Source organism: Musicola paradisiaca NCPPB 2511, assembly GCF_000400505.1.
GTDB classification, from domain to species: domain Bacteria; phylum Pseudomonadota; class Gammaproteobacteria; order Enterobacterales; family Enterobacteriaceae; genus Musicola; species Musicola paradisiaca.
In genome coordinates this window covers 4,016,550-4,040,600 of sequence record NZ_CM001857.1, presented here as the reverse complement: position 1 = coordinate 4,040,600, position 24,051 = coordinate 4,016,550, and the positions used below count along the sequence as shown (strand labels likewise).

The window sequence follows — 24,051 nt, the reverse complement described above, 5'->3', positions numbered from 1 at the left end:
TGATTCATTATAGTTAACGAGTATCTGACTATCTTTTCATATTAGGGGGCTTAGGGGGCGTTCTCATATTTTCCATTCTTAAAACACCAATTTCGTTGTCGAGAGCACTTCCCGCAGGCCGATAAACGAGCGGATCTGGCGCACGCCGGGCAGGAACAGCAACTGTTCGGCGTGCAGTTTATTGAAACTCTGGTTGTCTTTGGTGCGGATCATCAGGATGTAGTCGAATTCGCCGGTGACGACGTGGCATTCCATGCAACCACTGATCTTTTGCACCGCCAACTCGAAATCCTCAAAGGTTTTCGGCGTGGAACGATCAAGCACGACGCCGATCAACACCACCAGGCCCACATTCAGCGCCTGCGGATTCAGCAGCGCGACATAGCCCTTGATCAACCCGATCTGTTTGAGCCGTTCAACCCGGCGCAGGCAGGCTGGTGGGCTGAGCGTGACTTTTTCCGCGAGGGCGACGTTGGAGATGGAAGCATCCAGCTGCAATTGACGCAGGATGGCAAGATCAAAACGATCCAGGTTGTAGTTTTTTTCGTCGTCGGCGCTGACGGTGGTTTTGGCGTTCATCTCTGCATCCTGTTAAATGGAATCTTATTGCGTATCGACATGGTAATACGCAATACGCAGGATAACTATCCAATAGATAAAGGACATGAAGCCGGGTTTATGGCTGCCGGGCGAAAGAATATTTCGCCCGGTATCGGTTACTCGTGGCGGAGTTTCGCCTGCTTCAATGTGGTGAATAGGCGTTCTTTATCGTGCGTGCTGAGGTTGTGCTGGGTGATGGTTTGCAGAAAGGTTGCATGGTTGAGGTGTTGCAACGACCCTTCCTTGTGCAGGGTATCCGCCAATTGTTGCAGGATGGCGCCATTCAGCGTCGCCAGCCGTGAGCGCACGTCTTCCAACGGTTTGGGTTGCCAGTCGTGTTCCGGCGCGGCCAGCCAGTCGGCGCGATAGCGATACTGAATGGCTTTGGCGGCATCCATTTGCGCCTGAATGAATGGCGTGACGGAGTCTGCATCCAACCCATATTGGCTGGCTTGCTGGCGGCTGGCCTTCAGCACATTGTCTTCTTGTTGCAGGTCTTCGATCGCCAAATGGTGCCCGGCTTTGTAACCGGCTACATCTTTCATGTAGCTGAGCCGCTGATTGATCAGGGTCGGGAGTTCGGTACTTTTTGCCGCGATGGCGCTGGTGCTCAATAACAAGGCCGTAAGGCCGAGGATCCGTAGCATGGTGCCTCCTGAGTGTGAGTATGAATCAATAGCTTAATCACCGAGTATGACAACGCCATACCGACGGATGCACGGATTAGTAACCTGATGTGGCAGATGTTTCATAACGGTTATAATTTCGTGCCGTTATTTTTATTGCGAGAGCGCGATTGAGCGGCATCACCGCCGCATCCCTATGGTTATCATTTTCTTATCCATTCTGACATTACGCCGCGATGATGTGGCGTCGCAGTTGCCATGTGGGGAACGGAGAACCGTTTGCATCTGCAAGGGACGATGATGATCACGAAAAATCAGCCGGTGGTGATTGCTCGTTTATGCAGTTTTCTGGTGATGCTTTACAGCTTGTCGATGGGCTTAACGGCGGATGGATTCGGCAGCCTGAACGACGGCGCCAAGTGGTTAATGTGTGTGGCGATGATCATGGGGCGTCTGGCGATCTTCCCGATCCTGGTGTTGTTTTCTTCATCGTTCTGGCGTGGTTAGTTTTGCCGGGACGCCGAGAGAGTCAGATTTTGTTTTATGCCTTAACGCCGTGAGCATGCCCATGCCTGCCAGCAGCGACAGCGCCAGCGCGGCGTACAGAAAGTATTGCAACGGCAGTGCGAAACGTTCGGACAGGAACAAAAACAGCGACATGAACGGTAAAATCGACTGATTCAGCAACATGATCCACGACGAGGCGCGGGCCAGTTGCCGTTCCGGGATCAGCGTTATGCGCAGCGTGCGCATAACGTTGCCGGTAAATACCCTGCCGGCAATGCCCAGCGAGTAAAACGCCAGAAAAGCGCCAAGTTGCTGTAACGATCCCATCAGCAATAATGATGCGCCGAGACTGACGCCCAGGCCGATGGTCAACAGCATTTCCTGGCTCAGGCGACGGAGGGCGGCGCTGTAAACAAACGTAGATAAAAAACCTACTGCGCCGGCGCAGATATCAATAAAACCGAAATATTTCACCGACAGCGCCATGTTATTTTTGATGAGTGCCGCGCCGCTGGATTCAATCAAACCGTCAAACATGTTATTTCCCACCGCTAAAACGATCATCAAAATAATAAATGGCTGGCGCATTATTACCGACAGTGAAATTTTATCGTTTGACGAGATACTTTTATTCCCTTCGCTTTTTTCATCATATTCAGGAGAGGCCGAAAAGAGACGCGCGGTGAGAAAATAATAAGCATTGCATAAATAACAGGTTGCGGAGATATACAATAACGTTACGAAACCATATTCAAATAACAACATGCCAAGCGCGGGGCCGACGATCATCCCCAGCAGATCGAGCCGGGTCAGCAGATTGGCGTCATGTTCAATACGACGGCTGCGCCCGGCGATCAGTTTTTCCATGGCGACCAGCGTCTGAGCGTTGCCGGTCGAAATGACGGCGCCCAGCAGGCCGCAGGCTATCGCCAACGTCAGGGATTCATTGGAGAAATTGAGTACCAGACAGAGCAGCAGACAGCCGAAGGCTTTGGCGGCGTCGGCGGTGATGGACACCGGGCGGATACCGATGCGATCGATAAATGCGCCCAGCGCCGGGATCATCACCAGGCGCGGTAGCCACCAGATCGCGTAGGACAACCCCGAATAGGTCAGACTCTGTGTTTCAGCATACACCGCCACCGGGATCAGAAAGGTCATTAATCCGTCAGCAATAAAAACTAAAGAAAGAAAAGAAATTAAAACCGGGCTCATAATAAATATACCGCTGACAATGATATTTGTGTTTTGTAAATTAAAAAAATGACAAAATTCGGAGCAATGAAATAAAGGAATCGTCATATAAAAGACAGCATCAATATAATAATAGCCTTTTGGAAAAGTAAATATTTATTTATTGAAGAATACGGTTTTTCACCGTTTATCGCTGTCGCAATTAATCGGGGTATTATCCATATTGATGATGTCTGGAAACATCATTGTCACAAGGAAAGGGTTATGCTGATGCGCATAATAACGAGACGTCGCCTGGAGAGAACCTATGGATATCACCGATTTTGAACAAACGTTGAGCCGATACATTGCAGAACGACTGGCGGATGCGCAGGACGGCGCGCACGACCATCACCATCTCTACCGAGTCGCGGCGAATGCTCGGCACATTCAGCAGCAGGAAGGGGGCGACCTGCGGGTGATTATCGCCGCAGCCTGGCTGCACGATATTGTGCAGGTTCCTAAAAATCATCCCGATCGTTGTCGCGCTTCGCGTATGGCGGCGGACGAAGCGGTGCGGATTCTGCAAACCCGTTTTCCGGCATTTCCCGCGACGTTGCACGCCGCCGTGTTTCATGCCGTGGAGGCGCACAGTTTCAGCGCCGGGATCACGGCGGAGACGCTGGAGGCGCAGGTCGTGCAGGATGCCGATCGTCTCGATTCTCTGGGCGCGTTGGGGGTGGCGCGTGTGTTTTATGTCGCGGGATTGATGTCGCGCCCGCTGTTTGAACCGCAGGATCCGTTTGCGACCGCGCGTCCGTTGGATGATCAGCGTTATACGCTCGATCATTTTCGCGTCAAAGTGATGCGCCTGCCGGAACTGATGAATACGGCGGAAGGCCGGCGTATTGCTGAAACCAATGCTTCCTGGATGATCGATTTTCTGTCCAAGCTGGCGGGCGAAATCGACGGCGAACCCTTACAGGCATCGGCGTGGGTACGTGAGCATTTCGCTCGCTGGCATCCCTGGTTGCAGTGATGGGCGGTTGCCCTGACCGAGGTCAAGGCGCCGGTGTGGCCCGGTGACGATAATAGACGCCTGATTTCCACCGGCTGGAGATGAACGATGCCCGTTGATTTGCCTCAGACTGATCCTTACCCTCCTGTGACGTCTTCCGGTCTGCATGTTCGTGATGTGTGGCTGGAGAGTCCAACCGGGCAGCGCCTGCTGCATCAGGTCAGCTTTTCGCTGCCGCCGTCTTGTTGTCTGGGGATGGTCGGCGAGAGCGGCAGCGGCAAAAGTCTCACCAGTCAGGCGTTAATGAACCTGACCGGGCCGGGGTTTCGCCGTGGCGGCGACGTGCTGCTGGAGGGGCAATCGCTGTTGACGTTGGATAACCGCGCCATGCGGCGTCTGTGCGGCAGCCAACTGGCGCTGATTCCGCAACAGCCCATGACTGCGTTTGATCCGCTGCAACGGGTGGGAAACCAGATCGCCGAAACCTTGCGCCAGCATGTGCCGCTGAGTGCCCGGCAGGCGCGAGAACAGGCGATAGCGGCAATGGAACAGGTTCGGTTGCCGCATCCCGAGCAGTTGTATCGCTGTTATCCTTCCGAACTGAGCGGCGGCATGCTGCAACGGGTGGCGATCGCCCTGGTGCTGGCGCTACGCCCGCGCTGGCTGATTGCCGATGAGCCGACATCCGCGCTGGATGAGGACAACCGCCGGGAGGTGGTGCGTCTGTTGCAGGATTTGCGGGCGCAAGGGTGTGGGCTGTTGTTGATCTCTCATGATTTTTCGCTGCTGGATCAGATGGCGGATCGTCTGGTGGTGATGCAGCAAGGGCGCAGCGTGGAGTATGGCGAGTATGCCTCTCTGTTGCATGCGCCGCGTCATGTCTGCACCCGACAGTGGGTGGCATCGGTACAGGCGTTAGCGGGGATGGTCGCCGTCGATAAGGAGCCGTATGTTGATTGAGGTCGAAGCGCTGTCGTACCGCTACGGTGCAACGCCGGTTCTGCGCGATATTTATTTGCATGCCCGGCGGGGCGAATTTACTGGGATTATCGGGCCGAGCGGTTGTGGCAAGAGTACGTTGCTGCGGATACTGCTGGGCATGGAGACGCCGACGTGCGGCACGGTGCGCATCAACGGGGTGGATATCCATGACCGGCGCCGCAGAGCGTCGGGGTTGCCGGTGACGGTGGGCGCGGTATTTCAGGATTATGTCTCTTCCGTCAATCCACTGATGACCGTGGCGCAGATCGTCGCCGAACCTCTGCGGCTGCGTAAGGTGGATGTGCAAGACGCCCAAAGCGCGGTGGCGTGCCGGCTGAATGATGTCGGCCTGAGCGCCGACCTGTTGCCGCGTTATCCGCATCAATTGAGCGGTGGGCAATTGCAGCGGGTTTGTCTTGCCCGGGCGTTGGTGGCGCAGCCGCAACTGCTGGTGCTGGATGAAGCGCTCAGCGCGCTGGATGCCGCCGCTCAGATGCTGATCCTGCGCGGTTTACGCCGGCATACCGAGATGACCTGCCTGTTCATCAGCCATGATCGGGCGATGGTCAACCGTTTGTGTCAGCGGATATGGTGTATTGAACGCGGGGAGGGGAGACAGGTGTCGGCGGCATAGTTGATGCCTGCGGCGGCGGATCAGCGGGTTTACTGTCGGTGTGGAGTGCTCAACCGTAGGCTTCGCATCCTGTTTCATCATGAAGTGACCGCCGTTGCGGTCACTTCGTCGTTATAGGGTATGGCGGGGTTAACTGAGTCGCAGGCGGTTTTCCTGCGGCGAGTCGATCTGGAAGACACGAACAGAGTCCCGCAGTTGTTCACCCAGTTCGGTCATCGACTGCGCCGCGGTGGCGGCCTGTTCTACCAGGGCGGCGTTCTGCTGGGTGACTTGATCCATTTGATCGATAGCGACGCTGATCTCCTTGATGCCGTTGTGCTGTTCGTTGGATGCCATAGAGATTTCCGCCACGATATCGGTCACTTTGGTGATGGAACTGACAATCTCTTCCATCGCCTGATTGGCGCTGTCTGCGTGTTGCGAACCGTCGGTGATTTTTTCCACCGTCCCTTCGATCAGCGTTTTTATCTCTTTGGCGGCGTTGGCGCTCTTTTGCGCCAGATTACGCACTTCACCCGCCACCACGGCGAACCCTTTACCTTGCTCGCCGGCGCGCGCCGCCTCTACTGCGGCGTTCAGCGCCAGGATATTGGTTTGGAAAGCGATGCCTTCAATCACCGAAATAATGTCGACGATCTTTTGTGAACTGTCGGAAATCTCGTGCATGCGCTTGAGCATGTCGTTCACGATGCCGCCGCCGCGTTGCGCGGTTTGTGACGTCTGGTGCGCCAGCTCGCTGGCTTGATGGGCGTTGTCCGCGTTGCGTTTCACTGTCTCTGTGATTTGTTGCATGTTGGACGAGGTTTGAACCAGCGACGCCGCCTGTTCTTCGGTACGTTGCGACAGGTCGCTGTTGCCCTGAGCGATTTCATCGGCGGCCAGCGAGATAGATTCGCTGCCCTGAATAATGTTTCTGATGGTGTCCTGCAGACGTCCGTTCATGAATTTCATCGTCGCCAACAGGCTGCTGTTGTCGCCGTTACGTAACGCGATCTCTACATTCAGCTTGCCTTCGGCGATGTGGTTCATGATATTGGCGGCATAAGCCGGTTCGCCGCCCAACTGGCGTGACAGGTTGCGGGAGATGAGGGTGGCGATAACGCCGGTGGCGATCAACGCCAGCAGCAGCAAACCGGATAACAGATAAACGGCCGTATGGTAGGACTGTTCGGACTCTTGCGCCGCCTGATCGCTACTGGCGATTTCCAGGTCGACCAATGTCGCCAGATCCTTCATCAACTGTGTACGGTATTTGGACGATACCGCGCCGCTGATCTTGCTGGCTTCGTCCAGTTTCTCGCTATTGACGGCATCGATGACCTTGGCATTGACGTCGACGAAGTTTTTGAAGTTGTCCGTGATCCGATTGAAAATGGCTTGTTTATCGGCGCCGTCATTTTTTACCAGCTTGGCGTAATTAGCCTGGGCGGTAAGAAAAATATCCTGATTTTGCAGCAGTTCTTTGCGATGCCCTTCCCGCTCATCCGGGGTTTGGGAAGCAATATACTGCACCTGTTGCAGACGAAGTTCCGACAAAACGCCACGCATTTCCAGCGTATAGCGCACGGAAGGAAGTTGGTTGCTGCGGAAGTTGTCGATATGGGCATTGCTGGCGCCGAGCTGGAGCAGAGAGATGATGCCCGGCAGTAACATCATCACCATCAATACTGAGAATCCGCACAACAGTTTGGCAAAAACGGTCATTTGCGAGAGTTTTTTCATAGCGGTTTGCTTTCCTGGGAATGGATTTATCAAGTAACGGCATTCTGGGAGGTAACTTTATTGCCGATGGGTTGGGGTGTGACTGATATAGCAATATTGGCCTAATAAATAATCAAGGGTTTTATATTCCATAAGAGAAAATATCTTCATGATAAGAAAGGGTATCGGACGGGCAGGCGAACAATATTTATCTGCTTATGGATTGCGCCATGACAAAAATAGTCATTTTTATAGATCATGCGGTTACTACATTGTGTTATGCGTCGCATCGCATTCCGGTTATTTTTTTATTTCATCTTGCGCTTATTTAAATATACCCCAAATCATTCGAGTTGCAGGAAGGCGGCAAGTGAGTGAACCGATGAACTTACTCAGGTAAGTGATTCGGGTGAGCTAACGCAGCCAACATACCTGCAACGTGAAGTATGACGGGTATAAAACGATAAAAAATCGTTTATCGGCTATTCGCCGTATAAAAATATTTTATTGCCAATATTGATTGGATAACGATTTACCAATGAGGAAGGCGGCGGTGGATATATCGGCGGTTTGCCCGCCGATGGATTATTCAAGATAGAAAACAGGCTGTAATTCTTCGCTGATCGGGCTGTCATCCGGATTGGCGGGCATTACGTCTTTCATGTATTCCCACCAGCGCCGGCAGGCTTCAGTGTGTGCAATAGCATTCCAGCGTTCTTCGGATTCAATCTCCACGTAGCCGAACAGCAAATTACGCTGCTTATCCAGGAAGATGCTGTAGTGGTGCGCGCCGTGCGACTTCAGTGTTTCCGTCAGTTCCGGCCAGATGGCATCGTGCCGACGCTGATACTCGTCATGACATTCTGGAAATACCTGCATGACAAAGGCTTTTCTTATCATGGTGCATATCCTGTTCAGGCGGCGTCGTCTTGTCAGCGTCGCCGCCTTATGGTGTTGATGTGTCTTACTGTTTTAGCGCTGACGCCATCGGGCTGACGCCGAAGCGTGTGCCCAGTGCTATCAGTTCTTCGGTGCTGATGGTCTGCTTTTTCCCCCCCATCGCGCGGACTTTCACCATGATTTCAGCGGATTTCTCGGCGGTATCGATCAGGCCGAAAGCATCATCCAGTGACGGGCCGGTACCGAAAATACCATGGAACGGCCACAGCACTAGCGAGTGATGATGCATCTGTTCGGCGGTGGCGGTGCCAATGGCGTCGGTGCCGGGCACCATCCAGGGCACGATGCCGACGCCGTCAGGGAAGACCACCAGACACTCGGTGCTGCCTTCCCACAGTTCGCGGGTAAACGTAGCGCTGGTCAGTTCCAGCACGTAGCTGAGGGCAATCAAATTGGTGGCGTGGCAGTGCATGATGACCCGATCGCGCCCGCCGCTGACCCCGATGCGCACAATGTGCGACTGAAAGTGCGCCGCCAGTTCGGAGGTGGGCAGGCCGCCGGCGGTCAGCCCCCAGAAAATGCGATAGCCGGCGCCGTTTGCATCCACTTGCAGCAGTACCAGGTTTTCCGCTGGATCCAGCGGCACATTGCGGAAGAATTTGCCGGAGCCGGTGACGATAAACCAGCCATTAGCCAGCTCGGGCATTGGCTGCGACAGCGCTTCATGGCGCGGCTGGGGATAAAAATCGCTTTCGTAGGGGGTGATGTCTTCGGTCGTCAGACGCAGGCTGATGTTGCCGCCGTTGCGTTCGTCCCAGCCTTTGAGCCACATGTCGCCGGTGGCCTTGACCATGCCCTGGACGAACCAGGAAGAGAGAATGGATTGCATAGCACAGTGTTCCTTAACGTTGACGGAGGACGGTGGTTTCATACTCGCGCACGCTTTGCAGCCATTCGCTGCCCGGCGTGACGTCCTGCTGCTGGCAGTAGTATTCCCAGACGGCCTGCCACGGCAGCGATTTTTGTTCTTCCAGCAGCGCCAGACGCGCGGTGTAGTCGCCGTTCTGTTCCAGTTTGCGCAGGCTGTCGGTCGGTTCCAGCAGTGCGCGCAGCAACGCTTTTTTCATGTTGCGGGTGCCGATCACCCAGGCCGCGATGCGGTTGATGGAGGCGTCAAAGAAATCCAGCCCGATATGAACCCGGTCGAACAGACCGTGGCGCACGATCTCGTGGGCGATGGCCTGGGTTTCATCATCCAGCAGCACCACATGGTCGCTGTCCCAGCGCACCGGGCGACTGACGTGCAGCAGCAGGCGGGGAACGAACAGGCTGGCGCTGGAAATCTTATCGGAGATGACCTCCGTGGGATGAAAGTGGCCGGCATCCAGACAGAGCGCGGTCTGACGGCGGGTGGCGTAGCCCAGGTAGAATTCGTTGGAGCCGACGGTGAAGCTTTCGGCGCCCAGGCCGAACAGCTTGCTTTCTACGGCGTCGATGTGGTGGGCCGGATCCAACCGCTCGGCGATGACGTCGTCTAATGCGTTCAACAAGCGCTGGCGAAACGCCAGACGATCGACGGTCAGATCTTTCATGCCGTCCGGGATCCAGATGTTCATGATCGACGGCGTGCCCAGCTCGCGGCCGAAATAGGCGGAAATGCGGCGGCTGGCCTGGCAGTGTTCAATCCAAAAGCGGCGTATGTTTTCATCCGGGTGCGACAGGGTAAAGCCGTCGCTGCTGAGCGGATGAGAGAAACAGGTCGGATTGAAGTCCAGCCCCAGCGCGTTTTCCCGCGCCCAGTCCACCCAGCGGCTGAAGTGGCGCGGCTCGATGGCGTTACGCGCCACCGGTGTATCCGATTCCAGATAAATGGCGTGCAGATTCAATCGCTTGGGGCCGGGTATCAGGCGCAGCGCCTGTTCCAGATCGGCGCGCAGTTCGTCGGCGTTGCGCGCCTTGCCGGGGTAGTTGCCGGTGGCCTGAATGCCGCCGGTCAATGCGCCGCCCTGCTGTTCAAAACCGGCGACGTCGTCTCCCTGCCAGCAGTGCATGGAGACGGGGATCTGGTCGAGCCGACGCAAGGCCGCGTCCACATCCACGTTCAGTTTGGCATAGCGTTCTTGTGCCAGACGCCAGGCGGTTTCAATGGCTGTATTCATACGGTGAGTTCCTCATTAATCTGGCAAAGCGCCTGGAAACGGCGCCAATGGCCAGTGAAATCAATATCCTGACGGGGGGTATAGTGTTGCAGCGGGAAACTGTCGGGCAGCAAGCGACGGAACGCCGCCAGATCGGCCACTTCGCCCTGGGCGATCAGCTGGCAGCCGATATTGCCGAGAGTGGAGGCTTCTACCGGGCCGGCCACCACCGGAATCTGGCACACATCGGCGCAAAGCTGATTCAGCAGCCGGTTCTGGCAGCCGCCGCCCACCACATGCAGACGGCGGATCGGCGACTGACGCAGCGACGCCAGCGTCAGCAGGCCCTGCCGGTAGCCGAGCGCCAGACTATCCATGATGCAGCGCGTCATCGCGGCAGACGTTTGCGGCACCGGTTGCCGGTGCTCGCGGCAAAAATCGCGGATCGCCTCGCTCATGGACGGCGGATTGATGAAGCGCTCGTCGTTCGGATTGATAAGGCTGGCGAAGCCGGTTTCCTGTTCCGCCGCCTCCAACAGCGCCGGCAGATCGCTCACCTGCTGTTCCTGGCTGATGCGTTGCAGTAGCCACAGCCCCATGATGTTTTTCAGGACGCGATAACGCCCGTTGGTTCCGCCTTCATTGGTGATGTTGGCGGCCATCGCGCGGTCACTGATGAACGGCGTCTGGCTTTCGATGCCGATAAGCGACCAGGTGCCGGAGCTGAGGTAGGCGCTGTCGTCATCGTTCAACGGGGTGGCGACCACCGCGCTGGCGGTGTCGTGACTGGCGACGGCAATCACCGGGATGCGGGCGCCGCTGGGGGCGAGCCAGTCGCCCAGAGGATCGCCGGGCTGGCTAGGTGCCGGCAGCCAGTGTGCTTGGATGCCGAGGTAATCCAGCAGCAGCGGATCCCAGTCACCGCGGGTCAGATTCAGCATCTGGGTGGTGGTAGCGTTGGTGTATTCGCTCGCCATCCTGCCGGTCAGCCGATAGTGAAAGTAGTCGGGGATCATCAGCAGGTGCGCGATTTGCGCCCAATATTCCGGTTGCTGCTGGCGCAGCGCCCGGAGCTGGTAAAGGGTGTTGAACGGCAGAAACTGAATGCCGGTGTGACGATAGAGGGTGTCGCGTCCGAGGTCGGCGATGACCTGCGCCATCACGCCGTCGGTGCGGTGATCCCGATAGGAATAGGGCGGCCCGATACGCTGGCCCTGTCGATCCAGCGCCACCATATCGACTCCCCAGCTGTCGATGCCGATGCTGGCTGGCCGGATCCCGCGCCGATCCACTGTATTCAGACCTTGCAAAATGTGCCGCTCCAGTGCGTCCAGATCCCACAGGTGATGCCCGTGATCAACCACCAGACGATTGCTGAAACGGTGGATCTCCTCCAGCGAGAGACGCTGGGTGTCCGTGTCCAGCGACGCCAGCATGACCCTTCCGCTGGATGCGCCGAGATCGACCGCTACGCTGTGTGTTATCGCCATTGCCCGTTCCCTTGTCGTTCTGTTATGTCGGGCAGTGTAGGGAAGATAGTCGGGGCGCACCTTTGGGTGAGTGCCATCTGTGAAAACGGGTTGGCAAAATGGCAAAGCTGACGGTGAAATCGCTCACATTCCAGGGCGGGGATCGCGGAGAAAACACCTGTGATCCTACCCACATTTCAGTAATTTAACGGCACGATCTTGAAAAAATGACATCGTTCCGGCCGGGGCGCGGCGCTATTTTAAGGCGTGGGTGCCCGGCACTGGCTACTATCGTTCACAGACTATCGGTTTACCGACGTAACAGTCTGGCAATAGCCGCAGGCGGAGGGGCAACATGACGATACTTCATGGCGATGAGTTTTTTGTTTCGCAGGCGACGACGGTGGCGGTGGAACCTCGTATGCCCCAGAGCGCATTTCCGGAGCATTACCACGATTTTTGGGAGATTGTGGTGGTGGATCAGGGCGCCGGGGTGCACGTATTCAACGATCAACCCTATGTGTTGTGCAGCGGCGCGGTGTTTTTCGTGCGCGACAACGACCGTCACCTGTTCGAGCAGGTCGAGGAACTGCACCTGACCAACGTGCTGTATCGCTCGCCGCGCGGCTTTCGCTTTCTGTCCGACATCGCGCCGTTTCTGCCTTACGGCCCGAACGGCGAATGGCTGGGGCAATGGCAGGTCAACAACGGAACCCGGCAGCAGGTAAAACAGCTGATTCTGCAACTGGCCGGGCAGGCCCGCAGCGAGCGTCCGGAGGACATCGCTACCAGTGAAAGCCTGTTCCTGCAGATTCTGGTGCTGTTGCGGCAAAAAGGATTCCGTACCCAGAGCGACGGCAGCGCAGCGCAGGGGATTCAGGCGTTGTTGGGCTGGTTGCAGAATAATTTCTGCGAGGAAGTGAACTGGGATGCGTTGGCGGAGCGTTTTTCGCTGTCGTTGCGCACGATGCATCGGCAGCTCAAGCAGCACACCGGTATGACGCCGCAGCGTTATTTGAACCGTCTGCGTTTGCTGGAGGCCCGCCGTCGTTTGCAGCAGAGCGACGATTCCATCACCACCATCGCCCATGATTGCGGCTTTAGCGACAGCAACCATTTTTCGACGCAGTTTCGCAAGGCGTTCTCGTTGGCACCCAAATCGCTGCGTCATCGGGCGCAGCATGAGGAAACCATCCAGTAGGTAGCCCGCCGTCAGGCGCGATCCGTTGCGACGGTGGCGGGCACTCTCTGGCAGAGACAGGTGTAAGAGAGCGTGCAATCTCGCGGCCTTAAGTTACAAACAGAAGATTATTTCCTGACCGAAAAAAATGCGGTCACGGTAGCGGAACGCAGCCCTCAGTCTGCGTTCCCGCTGCATCATCACGATTTCGACGAGCTGGTGATTGTCTGGCGCGGTAACGGCCTGCATATCTGGAACGACGTCCCTTATCGCATTACCTGCGGCGACCTGTTTTATGTGACCGCCGACGATCGCCACAGCTACGAATCCGTTCATGCACTGGAACTGGACAATATTCTGTATATTCGCCCGCGCCTGACCTTGCCCACCGACTGGCAGAACCTGCTGCCGGACGGTGGGGTGGCGCAACAGCAACGCTATTGGCGGTTAGGGGAGCAGGGGATGGCGATTATCCGCGATCGGGTGGAGTCCTTGACGCAGGAGTGCATGAAGTCCGATCCGCTATCGTTGCAACTGAGCGAAGTGCTGCTGATGCAAATCGCGCTGCTGGCGCTGCGCTATCGTCACGCGCCCGGCGAGACGCAACTGGCGGATGCCCATCAGCTTGACCTGTTGATGAATGCGCTGCGGGACAGCATCGCCCAGCCTTTCCGGCTGGAGGCGTTTTGTCAGCAATATGGGTTCAGCCTGCGCAGCCTGCGCAGTCGCTTCAAACAGCAAACCGGTATGAGCGTTTCGCAGTATCTGCGCCAGCTACGGCTGTGCCGGGCGATGGAGCTGTTGCGTTATGACCGTCAGACCATCAGCGAGGTGGCGGCGCAATGCGGTTTTGACGACAGTAACTATTTTTCGGTGGTATTCCATCAGGCGTTTGGCGTGACGCCCAGCAGTTACCGGCAACGTTTTCAAACTCGGAGCGTTGCCGGTACGGCTTGTTCAGATGTGGATATCGGCAACCGTTGACAGCAATTGGCGGGTGTAGGGATGCTGGGGCTGAGTGAAAATCTGTTCGACCGTGCCGCGTTCCACCACTTCGCCGCTTTTCATCACCAGAATGCGATGGCTCATATGTTGCACGACGCCCAAATCGTGGGAGATGAAAACCATCGACAACCTGAGTCTCTGTTGCAGCGCCACCAGCAAATCCAGCACTTGTGCCTGTGTGGTGACATCCAGCGCCGACACCGGCTCGTCGCAGATCAGCACCTCCGGCTCCGCCGCCAGCGCCTGCGCGATGGAAATACGCTGACGCTGGCCGCCGGACAGCGAACGTGGCCGACGGGAAAGCAGCGTCGGCGATAATCCCACCAGTTCCAGCAGCGCCAGAATGCGTTGCCGGCGGGCTTCCGGCGAAAGGTCGCGTCGCAGCCGCAAGGGTTGCAGCAGAATGTGTTCGACAGTGAATTGCGGGTCGAATGAACTGAGCGGATCTTGCGTAATGGTTTGGATCCGGGCGCGCAGCGGGCGGCGTTCCCGCTCGGGCAGCGCGCTCCAGGGGCATTCGCCGAGCAGGACTTCGCCGTCGTCCGGCGGTTGTAGCGCCAGAATGACTTTGCCCAACGTGGTTTTGCCGGAGCCGGATTCGCCGACGATGCCCAGTGTTTCACCCCGTTCCAGCACGAGCGAGAGCCGGTTGACCGCCGTCATCCGGCTGCCGTCCGGCCGTTTGAAGCTGACCGATACGCCATCCACCCGCAGCGCCTGCCCGGGGCGTTCGGTCTGTTCCGATAACGACGAGAGCAGCGCGGCGGCGTGCTGGCTCAGCGGGTTCTCGCCCGCCAGCCAGTTCCCGCGCGTAGCGGCGGTCGGGATCGCCGCCAGCAGACGATGGGTGTAGGGATGCTGCGGCGATGTCAGGATCTGGCGCGTCGGGCCACTTTCCACCAGGGCGCCTTTTTGCATCACCATCACGCGATCGGCGATTTGGGCTACCACGGCCAGATCGTGGGTAATCAACAACACGCCGTGGCCGGCCTGCGCCAGTGCAGTAAACAGCTTTAGCACCTGCTGTGAAACGGTGGCATCCAGCGCGGTGGTGGGCTCATCGGCGATCAGTAGTTTAGGGCCGCCCGCCAGCGCGGTGGCGATCAGCGCTCGCTGGCGCAGTCCACCGGAGAGTTCGTGCGGGTATTGCGCAGCGCGGATGTGCGGATCGGGAATACCGGCTTGCTGGAGCAGTTCCGCCACGCGGGCCGGTACCTCGGCGCGCGGCAGCAATTTATGCGTCAGCAGCGGCTCCGCCACTTCTTGACCGATTTTGCGCAGCGGATCGAGCGAGACCAGCGCATCCTGTAGAACAAAGCCGATTTCCCGGCCGCGGATGTGGCGCCATTGCCGATCGCCGAGCGTTGGTAAATCACAGAGACTACCGTCGTGGCGCGTCAACTTGATGGCGTCTGCCGTCACTTGCGCATGCTCGCCCGCCAGTCCGACCAGCGTCCGGGCCGTCACCGATTTGCCGGAACCGGATTCACCGACCAGCGCCAGTATTTCGCCGGGATTCACCTGGAACGACAGATTGCGTACCGATTCCACCGGCCCGGTCGGGCTGGGGAACGTCACGTTCAGGTTTGCGACCCGCAGTAGCGGCGGCGGTGTTGTCGTTGTTGTCGTTGTCGTTTGGCTCATACTTCCCCTCTGGCGAGAATAGCCTGCAAGCGACGCCCCAGCAGGGTGATGACGATGACCGACAGGGCGACGACGGTCGCCGGGAACAGGCTGACCCAGGGGGCGATATCCAGAAAATTGCGGCCATCCGCCAGCAGCGCGCCCCATTCCGCGGTTGGGGGAACGACGCCCAGACCGAGAAAACTCAGCGCAGAGGCGGCGAGCACCGCATGGCCGACGCCGATGGTGGCGAGGATCAGCAGCGGGCGCAGAGTGTTGGGGATGATGTGCCGGACGATGATATACAACGGGTGTTCGCCCAACGCGATGGCGTGTTCCACATAACCGGACAGCTTCACCTGTAACACCTGCGAACGTACCAGCCGGGCGTAACCGGCGACGCCGGATAACCCGACCGCCAGCAGCGTGTTCTCCGGGCCGCGGCCCAGCACGGCGATAACCAGCAATGCCAGCAGCAGTTCCGGGAAGGCCAGCATGATATCCAGCAGACGTACCAGTACGCGCTGCACGGCGGCCGGCGCCAGCGCCGACAGCGTGCCGAACAGGATCCCGCCCAGGCAGGCGATCAGCATGGCGCCCACGCCGATACTCAACGACAACGAGGTACCGTGAACCACGCGGGCGAAGACATCCCGGCCGAGCGCATCGGTGCCGAACCAATGCGCCGCATCGGGCGCCTGCAGTACGGCGCTGATATCCATCTCATCGGCGGCCCGATGGGTGAAGAGCGCAGGGAAAAATACCGCCAGCACCAGCAGCAGTACGGTGGCGGCGGGTAGCAGCGTGGCGGGCGCCAGCCACGGACTGCGCCAGGTGGTGCGTACTCGTGTACGCGGCAACGTCAGGGGTTCACTGCTCATGAGCGTTCGCCTTCTTTCTCAGACGCGGATCGATGACCAGATACAGGGCATCCACCAGCAGGTTAATCACCACAAACAACAGGGCGGAGAGCATCACCAGCCCCAGCACCAGCGGCATGTCGCGGCTTTCAATCGCATGTAACGTGACCTGCCCGATGCCGGCGCGGCCAAACACGGTTTCTGTCAAGACGGAGCCGCTCAACACGCTGGCCAGCAACGTGCCGGTCAGCGTGGCGGCAGCCAGCGCGCCGTGACGTAATCCATGTCTGAACCGCAACCAGGTTTCACTGACGCCGCGGGTTCGCACCGTCAGCGCGAACGGCTGCGATAGCGCTTCTTCCAGCCCATCGCGCAGTACCTGGCTCAACAACGCCGCGATCGGCAGGCTTAAGGTGATCACCGGCAATACCAGCGAGGCGATGCCGTCATTGCCAGTGACCGGGAACCATTGCAGGCGGAAGCTGAACAGGCTCAACAGCACAATGCCGATCCAATAGACCGGCGTACTGAGCAGCGTCAGCTCCAGCCAGGACAATAGCGCCCGCAGCCGATAGTGGCGACCGGCGGTGAGCAGCGCGTTGAGCGTCGCCAGCAGCAACGCCAGCAACAACGCGCTGAGCGCCAGTTTTACCGTTTCACGCATGGCCTCGCCGACCACATCCAGTACCGGCTGGCGATACTGGTAGCTGATGCCGAAATCGCCCTGCAATGCCTGTTGGCAATAGCGCAGGTACTGCATCCACAGCGGCTGATCCAGCCCGAATTGATGGATCAGCGCCATTCGATAGGCTTCATCCACCACGTTTTCACCGCCGCTGAGGATGGCGACCGGGTCGCCGGGGATCATTTTGACGGCGATAAACGTCAGGGTGGCCGCGCCCCAGAGCACAGCCACGATGGTGAACAGACGTTGTAGCGCCGTTACGGCCAAATTACGGTTTAATCCAGACATCATAGAAGTTCGGTTTCGCATTGGTGGCCCAGCTGATCCCCTGTACTTTTTTCGACAGACCCAGCTGGTAGGCCGGAACCAGTAGTGGTACCGCGTAGGCCTGCTCGATGAGCGTCTTCTGGATATCGCTGTAAAGCTGTTTACGTTCCGCCTCCGGCGCACCGATCGCTTTTCTCAGTGTTTCATCCAGCGCGCTGGTGCGTGTGAAGTTGTTGCCGTTGGGCGGGATGTAGGCGGAATCGAACACCGTTCGCAGGATGTCCGGCTCGGCGCGCACAAAGTAGTTGGACGCGGCGTCATAGTCGTTGTTGTTGCTACGACTGGTATAGGTACCGCTATCCACCGGGTTAAGTTGTAAATCGAAGCCCGCCTGCTTCACCTGGTATTGCACCGCCTGGAACAGCGTGATGTCGGTGGATTCTACCGAACTGGTGCTGTAGAGCAGCGCTACGCTCAGACGTTTGCCGTCTTTGGTGCGGTAGCCTTCGCTATCTTTGGTTTTCCAACCTGCTTCATCCAACAATTGATTGGCTTTTTGCAGATCGAATTTCCACAGCGACGCTACCGTCGGATCGTAGTATAGCGTTGACGGGCCAAGCACGTTGCTGGCCGGTTGCAGCGCGCCGAAAAACGCCACTTTAGTGGACGATGCCGCATCTACGGCGCGCAGGAATGCCTGGCGTACCTTGAGGTCTTCGAAGGGGCCGCGGGTGGTGTTGAGATACAGGACGCGGTTGACGCCGGGGTTTTCCCGCGTGATGACATTCAGCCGTGTGTCTTTTTTAACGGAGGCGATATTGGCGGGCGGCACTGCATCGATAGCCTGCACCTGGCCGCTGTTGAGTGCGCCGAGGCGCACGGACGGTTCGGGCAGGTATTTAAACTCCAGCCGATCCAGATAAGCCGGGCCGGTGTGTGCGGCGTAACCGGGGCCCCAATGGTAGTCCGGGCGTTTTGTTAGCTTGCTGCCGTTGCCTTTCACGAAGGATTCCAGAATGAACGGGCCGGATCCGATCACCGTGTTGCTGGTGTTGGGGGTGTTCTTCAGATAGGTCGGCGATTGAATGCCCAGATAGGGCAGGCTCAACCCTTGCAGCAGCGGCGCGAAGGGGGTTTTGTAGCTGATGACGACCGTATAGTCGTCAGGCGTGGTCACGCTGTCGATCGGGCCCAGCAGCGATTTGGCGTAGCTGGAGGTGGTTTTCGGATCGAGGATGCGATCCAGATTGTATTTCACTGCGGCGGCGTCCAGTTTGGTGCCGTCGCTGAAGGTGACGTCTTGACGCAGATGGAAAACGTAGCGGGTATTGTCGCTGTTGATTTCCCAGCGTTCCGCCAGCCATGGCGTATAACGATTGTCTTCAGCCTGGCCGACCAGCGAATCCACAACATTGCGGGAAACCAGCGCGGCCACGGAGAAAGCGGTAATGGAGGGATCGATAACCGGCGTGTCGCTGCCCAGACCCACCGTCAGGGTGCCGCCGGATACAGGCTTAGGCGCATCGGCGGCGTGGGCGCCGGGTAAATTGCTGGCCAGCACGGCAACCAGACCGGCGGCAAGCAATGTCATTCTCAATGGGGCTTTTGTCGTTGATCGTATTGCCATTCCCTGAATCCTCTGCGTCATTGTTTTATGGAAGTATTGCTGACGAATTCATTTTGGGGAGTACGTTGAGTAGAGTAAAAGTCTAAAAAATTATGTTTAGTGATTAAAAAGTTATATGTAGGGTCGACACCGGGGAAGTGGATGCATGTGATGAACCTCGGCGGAAGGGGATATAACGTGAGCGCTGGTGGTGATGGAAGAGGGTGGGTCACGTTGTGAATGGCCCACCCAGTAAACGCCAATTAGTGCGCCGTATGCAGTTTCAGGTCGCGGTCTTCATCCTGATGTGTGATGCGATTGCGCAAATCGCGCCGTGCCAGTTCCGCCACCCAGAAACAGAACATGTGGCCGAAGATTTCGGAGAAATGCTCGGCGAACGGTTGATCCCATGGCGCGGGTACGGTGCCAAACAGCGGCAGCAATACGACGTGGAATACCGCCCACAGCACCAAACCGTAAAAGGCGCCTTGCCACAATTTGATGCGTGGCCAGAATTCGGCGACGACGGTATAGAGAACGGTAAACGTAATGGAAAAACCGAAATGCATGATAAAGCTCATGATCGGCCGTGGGTTGCCATTAAACAGATAGCTGATATGCGACATGTCGAAAGACATACCCAACTGTTGCAGTAACTGTTGGGGCGGGTTGGTGAGATCCCTGGCGGGGGTTCTGGGAGGAAACGGTATTTCCCAGCCGAATTTCGCAATTGCGCAAATAACACCCGCAATAATGCCCAAAATAATTGCCAGGATGATTTTTTCTTTAACGGTTCGTGCCTGCATTATTATTTCTCCTTTAATAACGCTACGAATTAAACAATATCTGACCTGCCAGGATGGCGATAACCCGCCGAAAGGCGCCCTGTTATATGTCAGACCGGGTCATAATATAGCGGTTCTTTTTTTACGCCACACTATCTATTTGTTTTAAATCGACTATGTAAATAATTTGCTAATAATGACGGGTATTGTGGTTATTTATTTATCGGGTGGATTATATTCTTATTAATAATATTCGTTTCTTTTAATCATCGTTTTAATGAAATAGATAAATCATTTAATGGTATTTATTAATATTTTTTCATGCTTGGACACATTCATCATCCGTATGGAAATCCGCAAGCGGAAATACGTATTGCCGTTGAAAAGGGGAGAAACGGTAATCATTGACTGACTGACTGACTGACTGACTGACTGACTGACTGACTGACTGACTGACTGACTGACTGACTGACTGACTGACTGACTGACTGACTGACTGACTGACTGACTGACTGCGGCAGGCGGTGAACCTGCCGCTCCGGCGGCGTTACTGTGCTTCAAGCCATTCGGGCAGATCGTTGAGCCCCATGGCCTGCCGCACCAGCACCGGTTTAACCCCAGGCAGCGTATCCGCCAGCTTCAGGCCGATATCACGCAGCAGTTTCCCCGCCGGATGGGAGCCTGCGAACAGGGTGCGGAATCCCTGCATGCTCGCCAGCATGAGCGCGGCGCTGTGTTTACGACGGCGCTCATAGCGACGCAGGTACAGATGCTGGCCGATATCCTTGCCCTGTGATTGCAGCCGTTTCAGTTCGGCAATCAATTCCGCCGCGTCCATAAACCCGAGGTTTACCCCCTGACCGGCGAGCGGATGGATGGTATGGGCGGCATCGCCGATCAACGCCAGTCGGTGCGCGGCAAAACTGCGGGCGTAACGGGCCGTCAATGGGAACGTCTGGCGCTCGCTTTCCAGGTGGCAGCGGCCGAGATGCATATCGAAGCTCATCGCCAGCTGTTTGCAGAAACTGTCGATATCCGCTTCTTTCATGGCCAGAGCCTGTTCCGGCGGCAACGACCAGACGATGGAGCAAAGATGCGGATCGCTCAGCGGCAGAAACGCCAGAATGCCGTCGCCGTGGAAGACCTGACTGGCGATGGCGTGGTGCGGCCGCTCGGTGCGGATGTTCGCGACTAGCGCATGGTGGCCGTAATCCCAGAATGTCAGCGGGATATCCGCATGTTGGCGTAGCCAGGAGTGTGCGCCGTCCGCCGCTACCATTAGCCGGGCAGTCAGCATATTGCCATCCTGTAGCGTGATGAAGACTTCGTTCTCGCCCCATGCCACCTGCTGCAAACCGGCGGACGCCATCAGGGTGATGTCCCGCGAGCGGGCCGCCTGTTGCCACAGCGCCCACTGGATAACATCGTTTTCTACGATATGCCCAAGACGCGAAAAACCGAAATCCTCACCGCTGAAGCTGATGTTGCCGAAACTGTCCTTGTCCCAGACATACATGTTGTTGTAAGGGCTGATACGCTGCGTGGCGATGTCCGGCCAGACGTTGAGGCGGGTTAACAACGCTTCGCTGGCGGCGTTGATGGCTGAAACGCGCAACGTGCGCTCGGCGCCTGACGGGGGATGAGCGGCCGACTGCTTTTCCAACACCGCTATGCTCAAACCGCTGCCAGCAAGACCGCAGGCCAGCGCCAGACCTACCATGCCGCCGCCGGCGATTACCACATCGAATGATTGCATAACACCTGAATTCCTGTTTGTTGTCCGCTTATCGGGCTACCCAACCCAGTGTACGGCGTGCCAGCGCGTCGCGCAGTGGCGGGAGATTGTTCATGGTCATCAACCCCAGATTTCTTGCTACCGCCAATGGGAAACAGCGATTGGCGAAGAGGCGAACCAACCCATCGGTGATGCCGACGGTGGCATGCTGATCAGGCTGACGGCGTTGCTGGTAACGCTGTAAAACAGCGGCACTGCCGGGATCTTCGCCGCGATCGGCGGCCTGCACAATGGTTTCCGCCAGCGTCATGATATCCCTCAACCCGAGGTTGAACCCCTGACCGGCGATGGGGTGCAGCGTCTGGGCTGCATTGCCGACCGCCGCCAAACGGTGAGTGATATGGCGATTGGCCGTAATCAGATTAAGCGGATAGCTGTGGCGTTCGCCGACGTGGGTGAATTGCCCCAGTCGCCAGCCGAACGCCTGTTGCAGCCGCTGGAGAAATTCGTCGTCGTTCCAGCCGTTCACCACAGACTGGCGCGCCAGCGGGTGGCACCAGACCAGTGAGCTGCGGCCCTGGCTCATCGGTAACAGTGCCAGCGGACCCTGTTCGGTGAAGCGCTCATAAGCCCGGCCCTGATGGGGGAGCGCAGTGGCGACGTTGGCGATCACCGCCACCTGTTCATAAGCGTGCTGTTGCCACTGGATGCCGGCATCCTGCGCCAGTTTTGAACGGGAGCCGTCCGCAGCAACCAGCAGACGGCCATCGAGCCGGGCGCCGTTATCCAGTGTCAGGGATACGCCGTCATGCCTGCGTGCCATGTTCACTACATTGGCAGGACAGTGCATCTCCACCCCTGGCGCTTTTTGCAGTTGCGCGAAGAGCTGGCGACCGGCGTCGTGCAATTCGATGACATGGCCGAGCGCCGGGACATGGTAATCCCGCGCGTGCAGCCAAACACGGCAGGCATGCCCCCGGTCGCTGACATGAATACGGGTGATTGGGGTGGCGAATGGTGCCAGCGCGGGCCAGACGCCGATATGCGCCAACTGCTGACAAGTGCCTTGCGCCAGGGCGATGGCGCGGGCGTCGAAACCGGGATGCTGCCGTTCGAGCGGCGACCGCGCTTCAATCAATGCGACCGGCACGTTGCCGCCGGACAGATGGGAAATCGCCAGCGCCAACGTGGCGCCAGCCATGCCGCCACCGACGATCAGCACCGTCATGATGCGGTTCCCGCTGCGCGCGCCATCAGCGCTTCGATAGCGTCCGGGTCTTTGACTACACCGGCGGTCAGCACTTCGTTGCCGTTGGCGGTAATGACGATGTCGTCCTCAATACGGATGCCGATGCCGCGGTATTCCGCCGGGATGTCCGCATCCGGCGCGATGTACAGCCCCGGTTCGACGGTCAGCACCATGCCCGGTTCCAGAATACGTCCGCGATCGCTGGAGCCGTAATCGCCTACATCATGTACGTCAAGGCCGAGCCAGTGGCTCAAACCATGCATAAAGAACTGGCGATGGGCCTGATCCGCCAGCAGGTTTTCCACATCGCCCTGCAGGATGCCGAGCCGGATTAACCCTTTGAGCATGATGCGTACGACTTCTTCGTTCACTTCGCGGATACTCCGCCCCGGCGCGAACAGCTCGATAGCGCGCACTTCGGATGCCAGCACGATGTCGTAGATGGCGCGTTGTGCTGGTGTGAAGCGCCCATTGACCGGGAACGTGCGGGTGATATCTCCGGCGTATCCCTGGTATTCGCAACCGGCGTCGATCAGCACCAGATCACCGTCGCACATCAGGCTTTCATTTTCGGTGTAATGCAGGATACAGGCGTTTTCGCCGCTGCCGACGATTGTGTTGTACGACGGGTAACGGGCACCGTGGCGGTTGAATTCGTGGTGGATTTCACCTTCTAACTGGTATTCGAACATGCCGGGCCGGCATTTTTCCATCGCCCGGGTATGCGCCAGCGCGGAAATCTCCCCGGCGCGGCGCATGACGTCAACTTCCAGCGGTGATTTGAACAACCGCATTTCATGCACCCACGGGCGCCAGTCAGTCAGCGTGGCAGGGGCGCGGAACCCCTTGCGGCTTCCCTGGCGCAGGGTTTCCAGCGCGGCGAAGACCAGCTTGTCGGCATGAGCATATTCGCCCTGTGCGTGATAGACCACATCCAGGCCGTTGAGCAGTAGATGTAATTGTTCGCTGATTTCACTGAACGGTAATGCGCGATCGACACTCAGCTTCGCCGGCGCAGCTTCCTGACCAAGGCGGCGGCCAAACCAGATTTCAGCGGTGACGTCCCGTATGCGGTTGAACAGCACGCTGTGGTGATGGTGATCGTCGCTTTTTATCAGCAGTAACGCCGCTTCCGGTTCGTTGAAGCCGGTGAAGTACCAGAAGTCGCTGTTCTGGCGATAGGGGTAGTCGCTGTCGGCGTTGCGTTGCGCTTCCGGCGCGGCAAACAGAATGGCGGCACTGCCCGGAACCATTTTTTCCAGCAACGCCAGACGGCGGCGGAGATATTCTTGTTGATTCATTACCTGCT

Annotated in this window: 21 protein-coding genes and 1 pseudogene; 6 read left to right on the top strand and 16 right to left on the bottom strand. The window is 57.6% G+C overall.

The window, feature by feature from the left end:
- Positions 1 to 78: 78 nt before the first annotated feature.
- Together DPA2511_RS17925 and DPA2511_RS17920 are read right to left on the bottom strand one after the other, a co-directional pair.
- Positions 79 to 579 carry an Lrp/AsnC family transcriptional regulator gene (locus DPA2511_RS17925; protein ID WP_015855153.1) on the bottom strand — a complete coding sequence of 167 codons (501 nt, stop codon included), beginning with the start codon at positions 577 to 579 and terminating at the stop codon, positions 79 to 81.
- 137 nt (positions 580 to 716) lie between these two features.
- Positions 717 to 1,247 (bottom strand): chorismate mutase, encoded by a 531-nt coding sequence (locus DPA2511_RS17920; protein ID WP_015855152.1) that lies wholly within the window; start codon positions 1,245 to 1,247, stop codon positions 717 to 719.
- A 345-nt stretch (positions 1,248 to 1,592) separates the two neighbouring features.
- Between DPA2511_RS17920 and DPA2511_RS23765 the strand changes: the two are divergent.
- Positions 1,593 to 1,733, top strand: a pseudogene (locus DPA2511_RS23765) (potassium transporter TrkG); the annotation flags it as partial.
- Here DPA2511_RS23765 and DPA2511_RS22080 read toward each other — a convergent pair.
- Positions 1,713 to 2,948 carry an MFS transporter gene (locus DPA2511_RS22080; protein ID WP_023638480.1) on the bottom strand — a complete coding sequence of 412 codons (1,236 nt, stop codon included), beginning with the start codon at positions 2,946 to 2,948 and terminating at the stop codon, positions 1,713 to 1,715. The pseudogene DPA2511_RS23765 and the gene DPA2511_RS22080 overlap by 21 nt on opposite strands.
- 286 nt (positions 2,949 to 3,234) lie before the next feature.
- On the opposite strand from DPA2511_RS22080, the gene DPA2511_RS17905 reads away from it, so the two are divergent.
- The 3 genes from DPA2511_RS17905 (at position 3,235) to DPA2511_RS22075 (ending at position 5,539) form a co-directional block, all read left to right on the top strand.
- On the top strand, positions 3,235 to 3,945 hold the full coding sequence (locus DPA2511_RS17905) for an HD domain-containing protein (protein WP_015855150.1): 711 nt from the start codon (positions 3,235 to 3,237) through the stop codon (positions 3,943 to 3,945).
- A gap of 87 nt (positions 3,946 to 4,032) precedes the next feature.
- Positions 4,033 to 4,884 (top strand): ABC transporter ATP-binding protein, encoded by an 852-nt coding sequence (locus DPA2511_RS17900; RefSeq protein WP_015855149.1) that lies wholly within the window; start codon positions 4,033 to 4,035, stop codon positions 4,882 to 4,884.
- The gene (locus tag DPA2511_RS22075; RefSeq protein ID WP_015855148.1) at positions 4,874 to 5,539 is read left to right on the top strand and encodes an ABC transporter ATP-binding protein; all 666 of its coding nucleotides are present in this window, start codon (positions 4,874 to 4,876) and stop codon (positions 5,537 to 5,539) included. Before DPA2511_RS17900 ends, DPA2511_RS22075 begins: the two co-directional genes overlap by 11 nt.
- 129 nt (positions 5,540 to 5,668) lie before the next feature.
- On the opposite strand, the gene DPA2511_RS17890 is transcribed toward DPA2511_RS22075, so the two are convergent.
- From DPA2511_RS17890 to rhaB, 5 genes are all read right to left on the bottom strand, one after another.
- A complete protein-coding gene (locus DPA2511_RS17890) occupies positions 5,669 to 7,261 on the bottom strand; it encodes a methyl-accepting chemotaxis protein (RefSeq protein WP_015855147.1) in 1,593 nt (530 codons plus the stop codon).
- A gap of 564 nt (positions 7,262 to 7,825) precedes the next feature.
- Positions 7,826 to 8,140, bottom strand: a complete 315-nt coding sequence (rhaM, locus tag DPA2511_RS17885; RefSeq protein WP_015855146.1) for an L-rhamnose mutarotase — start codon at positions 8,138 to 8,140, stop codon at positions 7,826 to 7,828.
- Between the two features lie 64 nt (positions 8,141 to 8,204).
- Positions 8,205 to 9,029, bottom strand: a complete 825-nt coding sequence (rhaD, locus tag DPA2511_RS17880) for a rhamnulose-1-phosphate aldolase (protein WP_015855145.1) — start codon at positions 9,027 to 9,029, stop codon at positions 8,205 to 8,207.
- 13 nt (positions 9,030 to 9,042) lie between these two features.
- Entirely contained in the window at positions 9,043 to 10,299 is a 1,257-nt protein-coding gene (locus DPA2511_RS17875) for an L-rhamnose isomerase (protein ID WP_015855144.1), read from the bottom strand.
- The gene (gene rhaB, locus DPA2511_RS17870; RefSeq protein WP_015855143.1) at positions 10,296 to 11,768 is read right to left on the bottom strand and encodes a rhamnulokinase; all 1,473 of its coding nucleotides are present in this window, start codon (positions 11,766 to 11,768) and stop codon (positions 10,296 to 10,298) included. The genes DPA2511_RS17875 and rhaB overlap by 4 nt, the downstream gene beginning before the upstream one ends.
- A gap of 334 nt (positions 11,769 to 12,102) precedes the next feature.
- Between rhaB and rhaS the strand changes: the two genes are divergently transcribed.
- Both rhaS and rhaR read left to right on the top strand, forming a co-directional pair.
- The gene (gene rhaS, locus DPA2511_RS17865; RefSeq protein ID WP_015855142.1) at positions 12,103 to 12,948 is read left to right on the top strand and encodes an HTH-type transcriptional activator RhaS; all 846 of its coding nucleotides are present in this window, start codon (positions 12,103 to 12,105) and stop codon (positions 12,946 to 12,948) included.
- A gap of 72 nt (positions 12,949 to 13,020) precedes the next feature.
- On the top strand, positions 13,021 to 13,911 hold the full coding sequence (gene rhaR, locus DPA2511_RS17860; protein ID WP_015855141.1) for an HTH-type transcriptional activator RhaR: 891 nt from the start codon (positions 13,021 to 13,023) through the stop codon (positions 13,909 to 13,911).
- On the opposite strand, the gene DPA2511_RS17855 is transcribed toward rhaR, so the two are convergent.
- From DPA2511_RS17855 to pepP, 8 genes are all read right to left on the bottom strand, one after another.
- On the bottom strand, positions 13,885 to 15,576 hold the full coding sequence (locus tag DPA2511_RS17855; protein WP_015855140.1) for a dipeptide ABC transporter ATP-binding protein: 1,692 nt from the start codon (positions 15,574 to 15,576) through the stop codon (positions 13,885 to 13,887). The genes rhaR and DPA2511_RS17855 overlap by 27 nt on opposite strands.
- The gene (locus DPA2511_RS17850; protein ID WP_015855139.1) at positions 15,573 to 16,436 is read right to left on the bottom strand and encodes an ABC transporter permease; all 864 of its coding nucleotides are present in this window, start codon (positions 16,434 to 16,436) and stop codon (positions 15,573 to 15,575) included. Before DPA2511_RS17850 ends, DPA2511_RS17855 begins: the two co-directional genes overlap by 4 nt.
- A complete protein-coding gene (locus DPA2511_RS17845; RefSeq protein WP_015855138.1) occupies positions 16,426 to 17,391 on the bottom strand; it encodes an ABC transporter permease in 966 nt (321 codons plus the stop codon). The genes DPA2511_RS17850 and DPA2511_RS17845 overlap by 11 nt, the downstream gene beginning before the upstream one ends.
- Complete coding sequence (locus DPA2511_RS17840; protein ID WP_015855137.1) at positions 17,369 to 18,994, bottom strand: ABC transporter substrate-binding protein; 1,626 nt, start codon at positions 18,992 to 18,994, stop codon at positions 17,369 to 17,371. Before DPA2511_RS17840 ends, DPA2511_RS17845 begins: the two co-directional genes overlap by 23 nt.
- Positions 18,995 to 19,236: 242 nt before the next feature.
- A complete protein-coding gene (locus DPA2511_RS17835) occupies positions 19,237 to 19,779 on the bottom strand; it encodes a YagU family protein (RefSeq protein WP_015855136.1) in 543 nt (180 codons plus the stop codon).
- Positions 19,780 to 20,305: 526 nt separating this feature from the next.
- Complete coding sequence (gene ubiI, locus DPA2511_RS17830; RefSeq protein ID WP_015855135.1) at positions 20,306 to 21,514, bottom strand: FAD-dependent 2-octaprenylphenol hydroxylase; 1,209 nt, start codon at positions 21,512 to 21,514, stop codon at positions 20,306 to 20,308.
- Positions 21,515 to 21,542: 28 nt separating this feature from the next.
- Positions 21,543 to 22,721 (bottom strand): 2-octaprenyl-6-methoxyphenyl hydroxylase, encoded by a 1,179-nt coding sequence (gene ubiH, locus DPA2511_RS17825; protein ID WP_015855134.1) that lies wholly within the window; start codon positions 22,719 to 22,721, stop codon positions 21,543 to 21,545.
- Positions 22,718 to 24,043 carry a Xaa-Pro aminopeptidase gene (gene pepP, locus DPA2511_RS17820; RefSeq protein WP_015855133.1) on the bottom strand — a complete coding sequence of 442 codons (1,326 nt, stop codon included), beginning with the start codon at positions 24,041 to 24,043 and terminating at the stop codon, positions 22,718 to 22,720. The genes ubiH and pepP overlap by 4 nt, the downstream gene beginning before the upstream one ends.
- Positions 24,044 to 24,051: the final 8 nt, after the last annotated feature.

What these genes read in the sequence shown, in the direction of transcription:
- rhaS (WP_015855142.1), top strand. Translation starts at nt 12,103, where the DNA reads ATGACGATACTTCATGGCGATGAGTTTTTTGTTTCGCAGGCGACGACG.
- DPA2511_RS17925 (WP_015855153.1), bottom strand. Translation starts at nt 579, where the DNA reads ATGAACGCCAAAACCACCGTCAGCGCCGACGACGAAAAAAACTACAAC.
- pepP (WP_015855133.1), bottom strand. Translation starts at nt 24,043, where the DNA reads ATGAATCAACAAGAATATCTCCGCCGCCGTCTGGCGTTGCTGGAAAAA.
- DPA2511_RS22080 (WP_023638480.1), bottom strand. Translation starts at nt 2,948, where the DNA reads ATGAGCCCGGTTTTAATTTCTTTTCTTTCTTTAGTTTTTATTGCTGAC.
- DPA2511_RS17845 (WP_015855138.1), bottom strand. Translation starts at nt 17,391, where the DNA reads ATGATGTCTGGATTAAACCGTAATTTGGCCGTAACGGCGCTACAACGT.
- DPA2511_RS17840 (WP_015855137.1), bottom strand. Translation starts at nt 18,994, where the DNA reads ATGGCAATACGATCAACGACAAAAGCCCCATTGAGAATGACATTGCTT.
- ubiI (WP_015855135.1), bottom strand. Translation starts at nt 21,514, where the DNA reads ATGCAATCATTCGATGTGGTAATCGCCGGCGGCGGCATGGTAGGTCTG.
- DPA2511_RS17835 (WP_015855136.1), bottom strand. Translation starts at nt 19,779, where the DNA reads ATGCAGGCACGAACCGTTAAAGAAAAAATCATCCTGGCAATTATTTTG.
- DPA2511_RS17920 (WP_015855152.1), bottom strand. Translation starts at nt 1,247, where the DNA reads ATGCTACGGATCCTCGGCCTTACGGCCTTGTTATTGAGCACCAGCGCC.
- DPA2511_RS17855 (WP_015855140.1), bottom strand. Translation starts at nt 15,576, where the DNA reads ATGAGCCAAACGACAACGACAACAACGACAACACCGCCGCCGCTACTG.
- DPA2511_RS17890 (WP_015855147.1), bottom strand. Translation starts at nt 7,261, where the DNA reads ATGAAAAAACTCTCGCAAATGACCGTTTTTGCCAAACTGTTGTGCGGA.
- DPA2511_RS17900 (WP_015855149.1), top strand. Translation starts at nt 4,033, where the DNA reads ATGCCCGTTGATTTGCCTCAGACTGATCCTTACCCTCCTGTGACGTCT.
- ubiH (WP_015855134.1), bottom strand. Translation starts at nt 22,721, where the DNA reads ATGACGGTGCTGATCGTCGGTGGCGGCATGGCTGGCGCCACGTTGGCG.
- rhaB (WP_015855143.1), bottom strand. Translation starts at nt 11,768, where the DNA reads ATGGCGATAACACACAGCGTAGCGGTCGATCTCGGCGCATCCAGCGGA.
- DPA2511_RS17875 (WP_015855144.1), bottom strand. Translation starts at nt 10,299, where the DNA reads ATGAATACAGCCATTGAAACCGCCTGGCGTCTGGCACAAGAACGCTAT.
- DPA2511_RS17905 (WP_015855150.1), top strand. Translation starts at nt 3,235, where the DNA reads ATGGATATCACCGATTTTGAACAAACGTTGAGCCGATACATTGCAGAA.
- rhaM (WP_015855146.1), bottom strand. Translation starts at nt 8,140, where the DNA reads ATGATAAGAAAAGCCTTTGTCATGCAGGTATTTCCAGAATGTCATGAC.
- DPA2511_RS17850 (WP_015855139.1), bottom strand. Translation starts at nt 16,436, where the DNA reads ATGAGCAGTGAACCCCTGACGTTGCCGCGTACACGAGTACGCACCACC.
- DPA2511_RS22075 (WP_015855148.1), top strand. Translation starts at nt 4,874, where the DNA reads ATGTTGATTGAGGTCGAAGCGCTGTCGTACCGCTACGGTGCAACGCCG.
- rhaD (WP_015855145.1), bottom strand. Translation starts at nt 9,029, where the DNA reads ATGCAATCCATTCTCTCTTCCTGGTTCGTCCAGGGCATGGTCAAGGCC.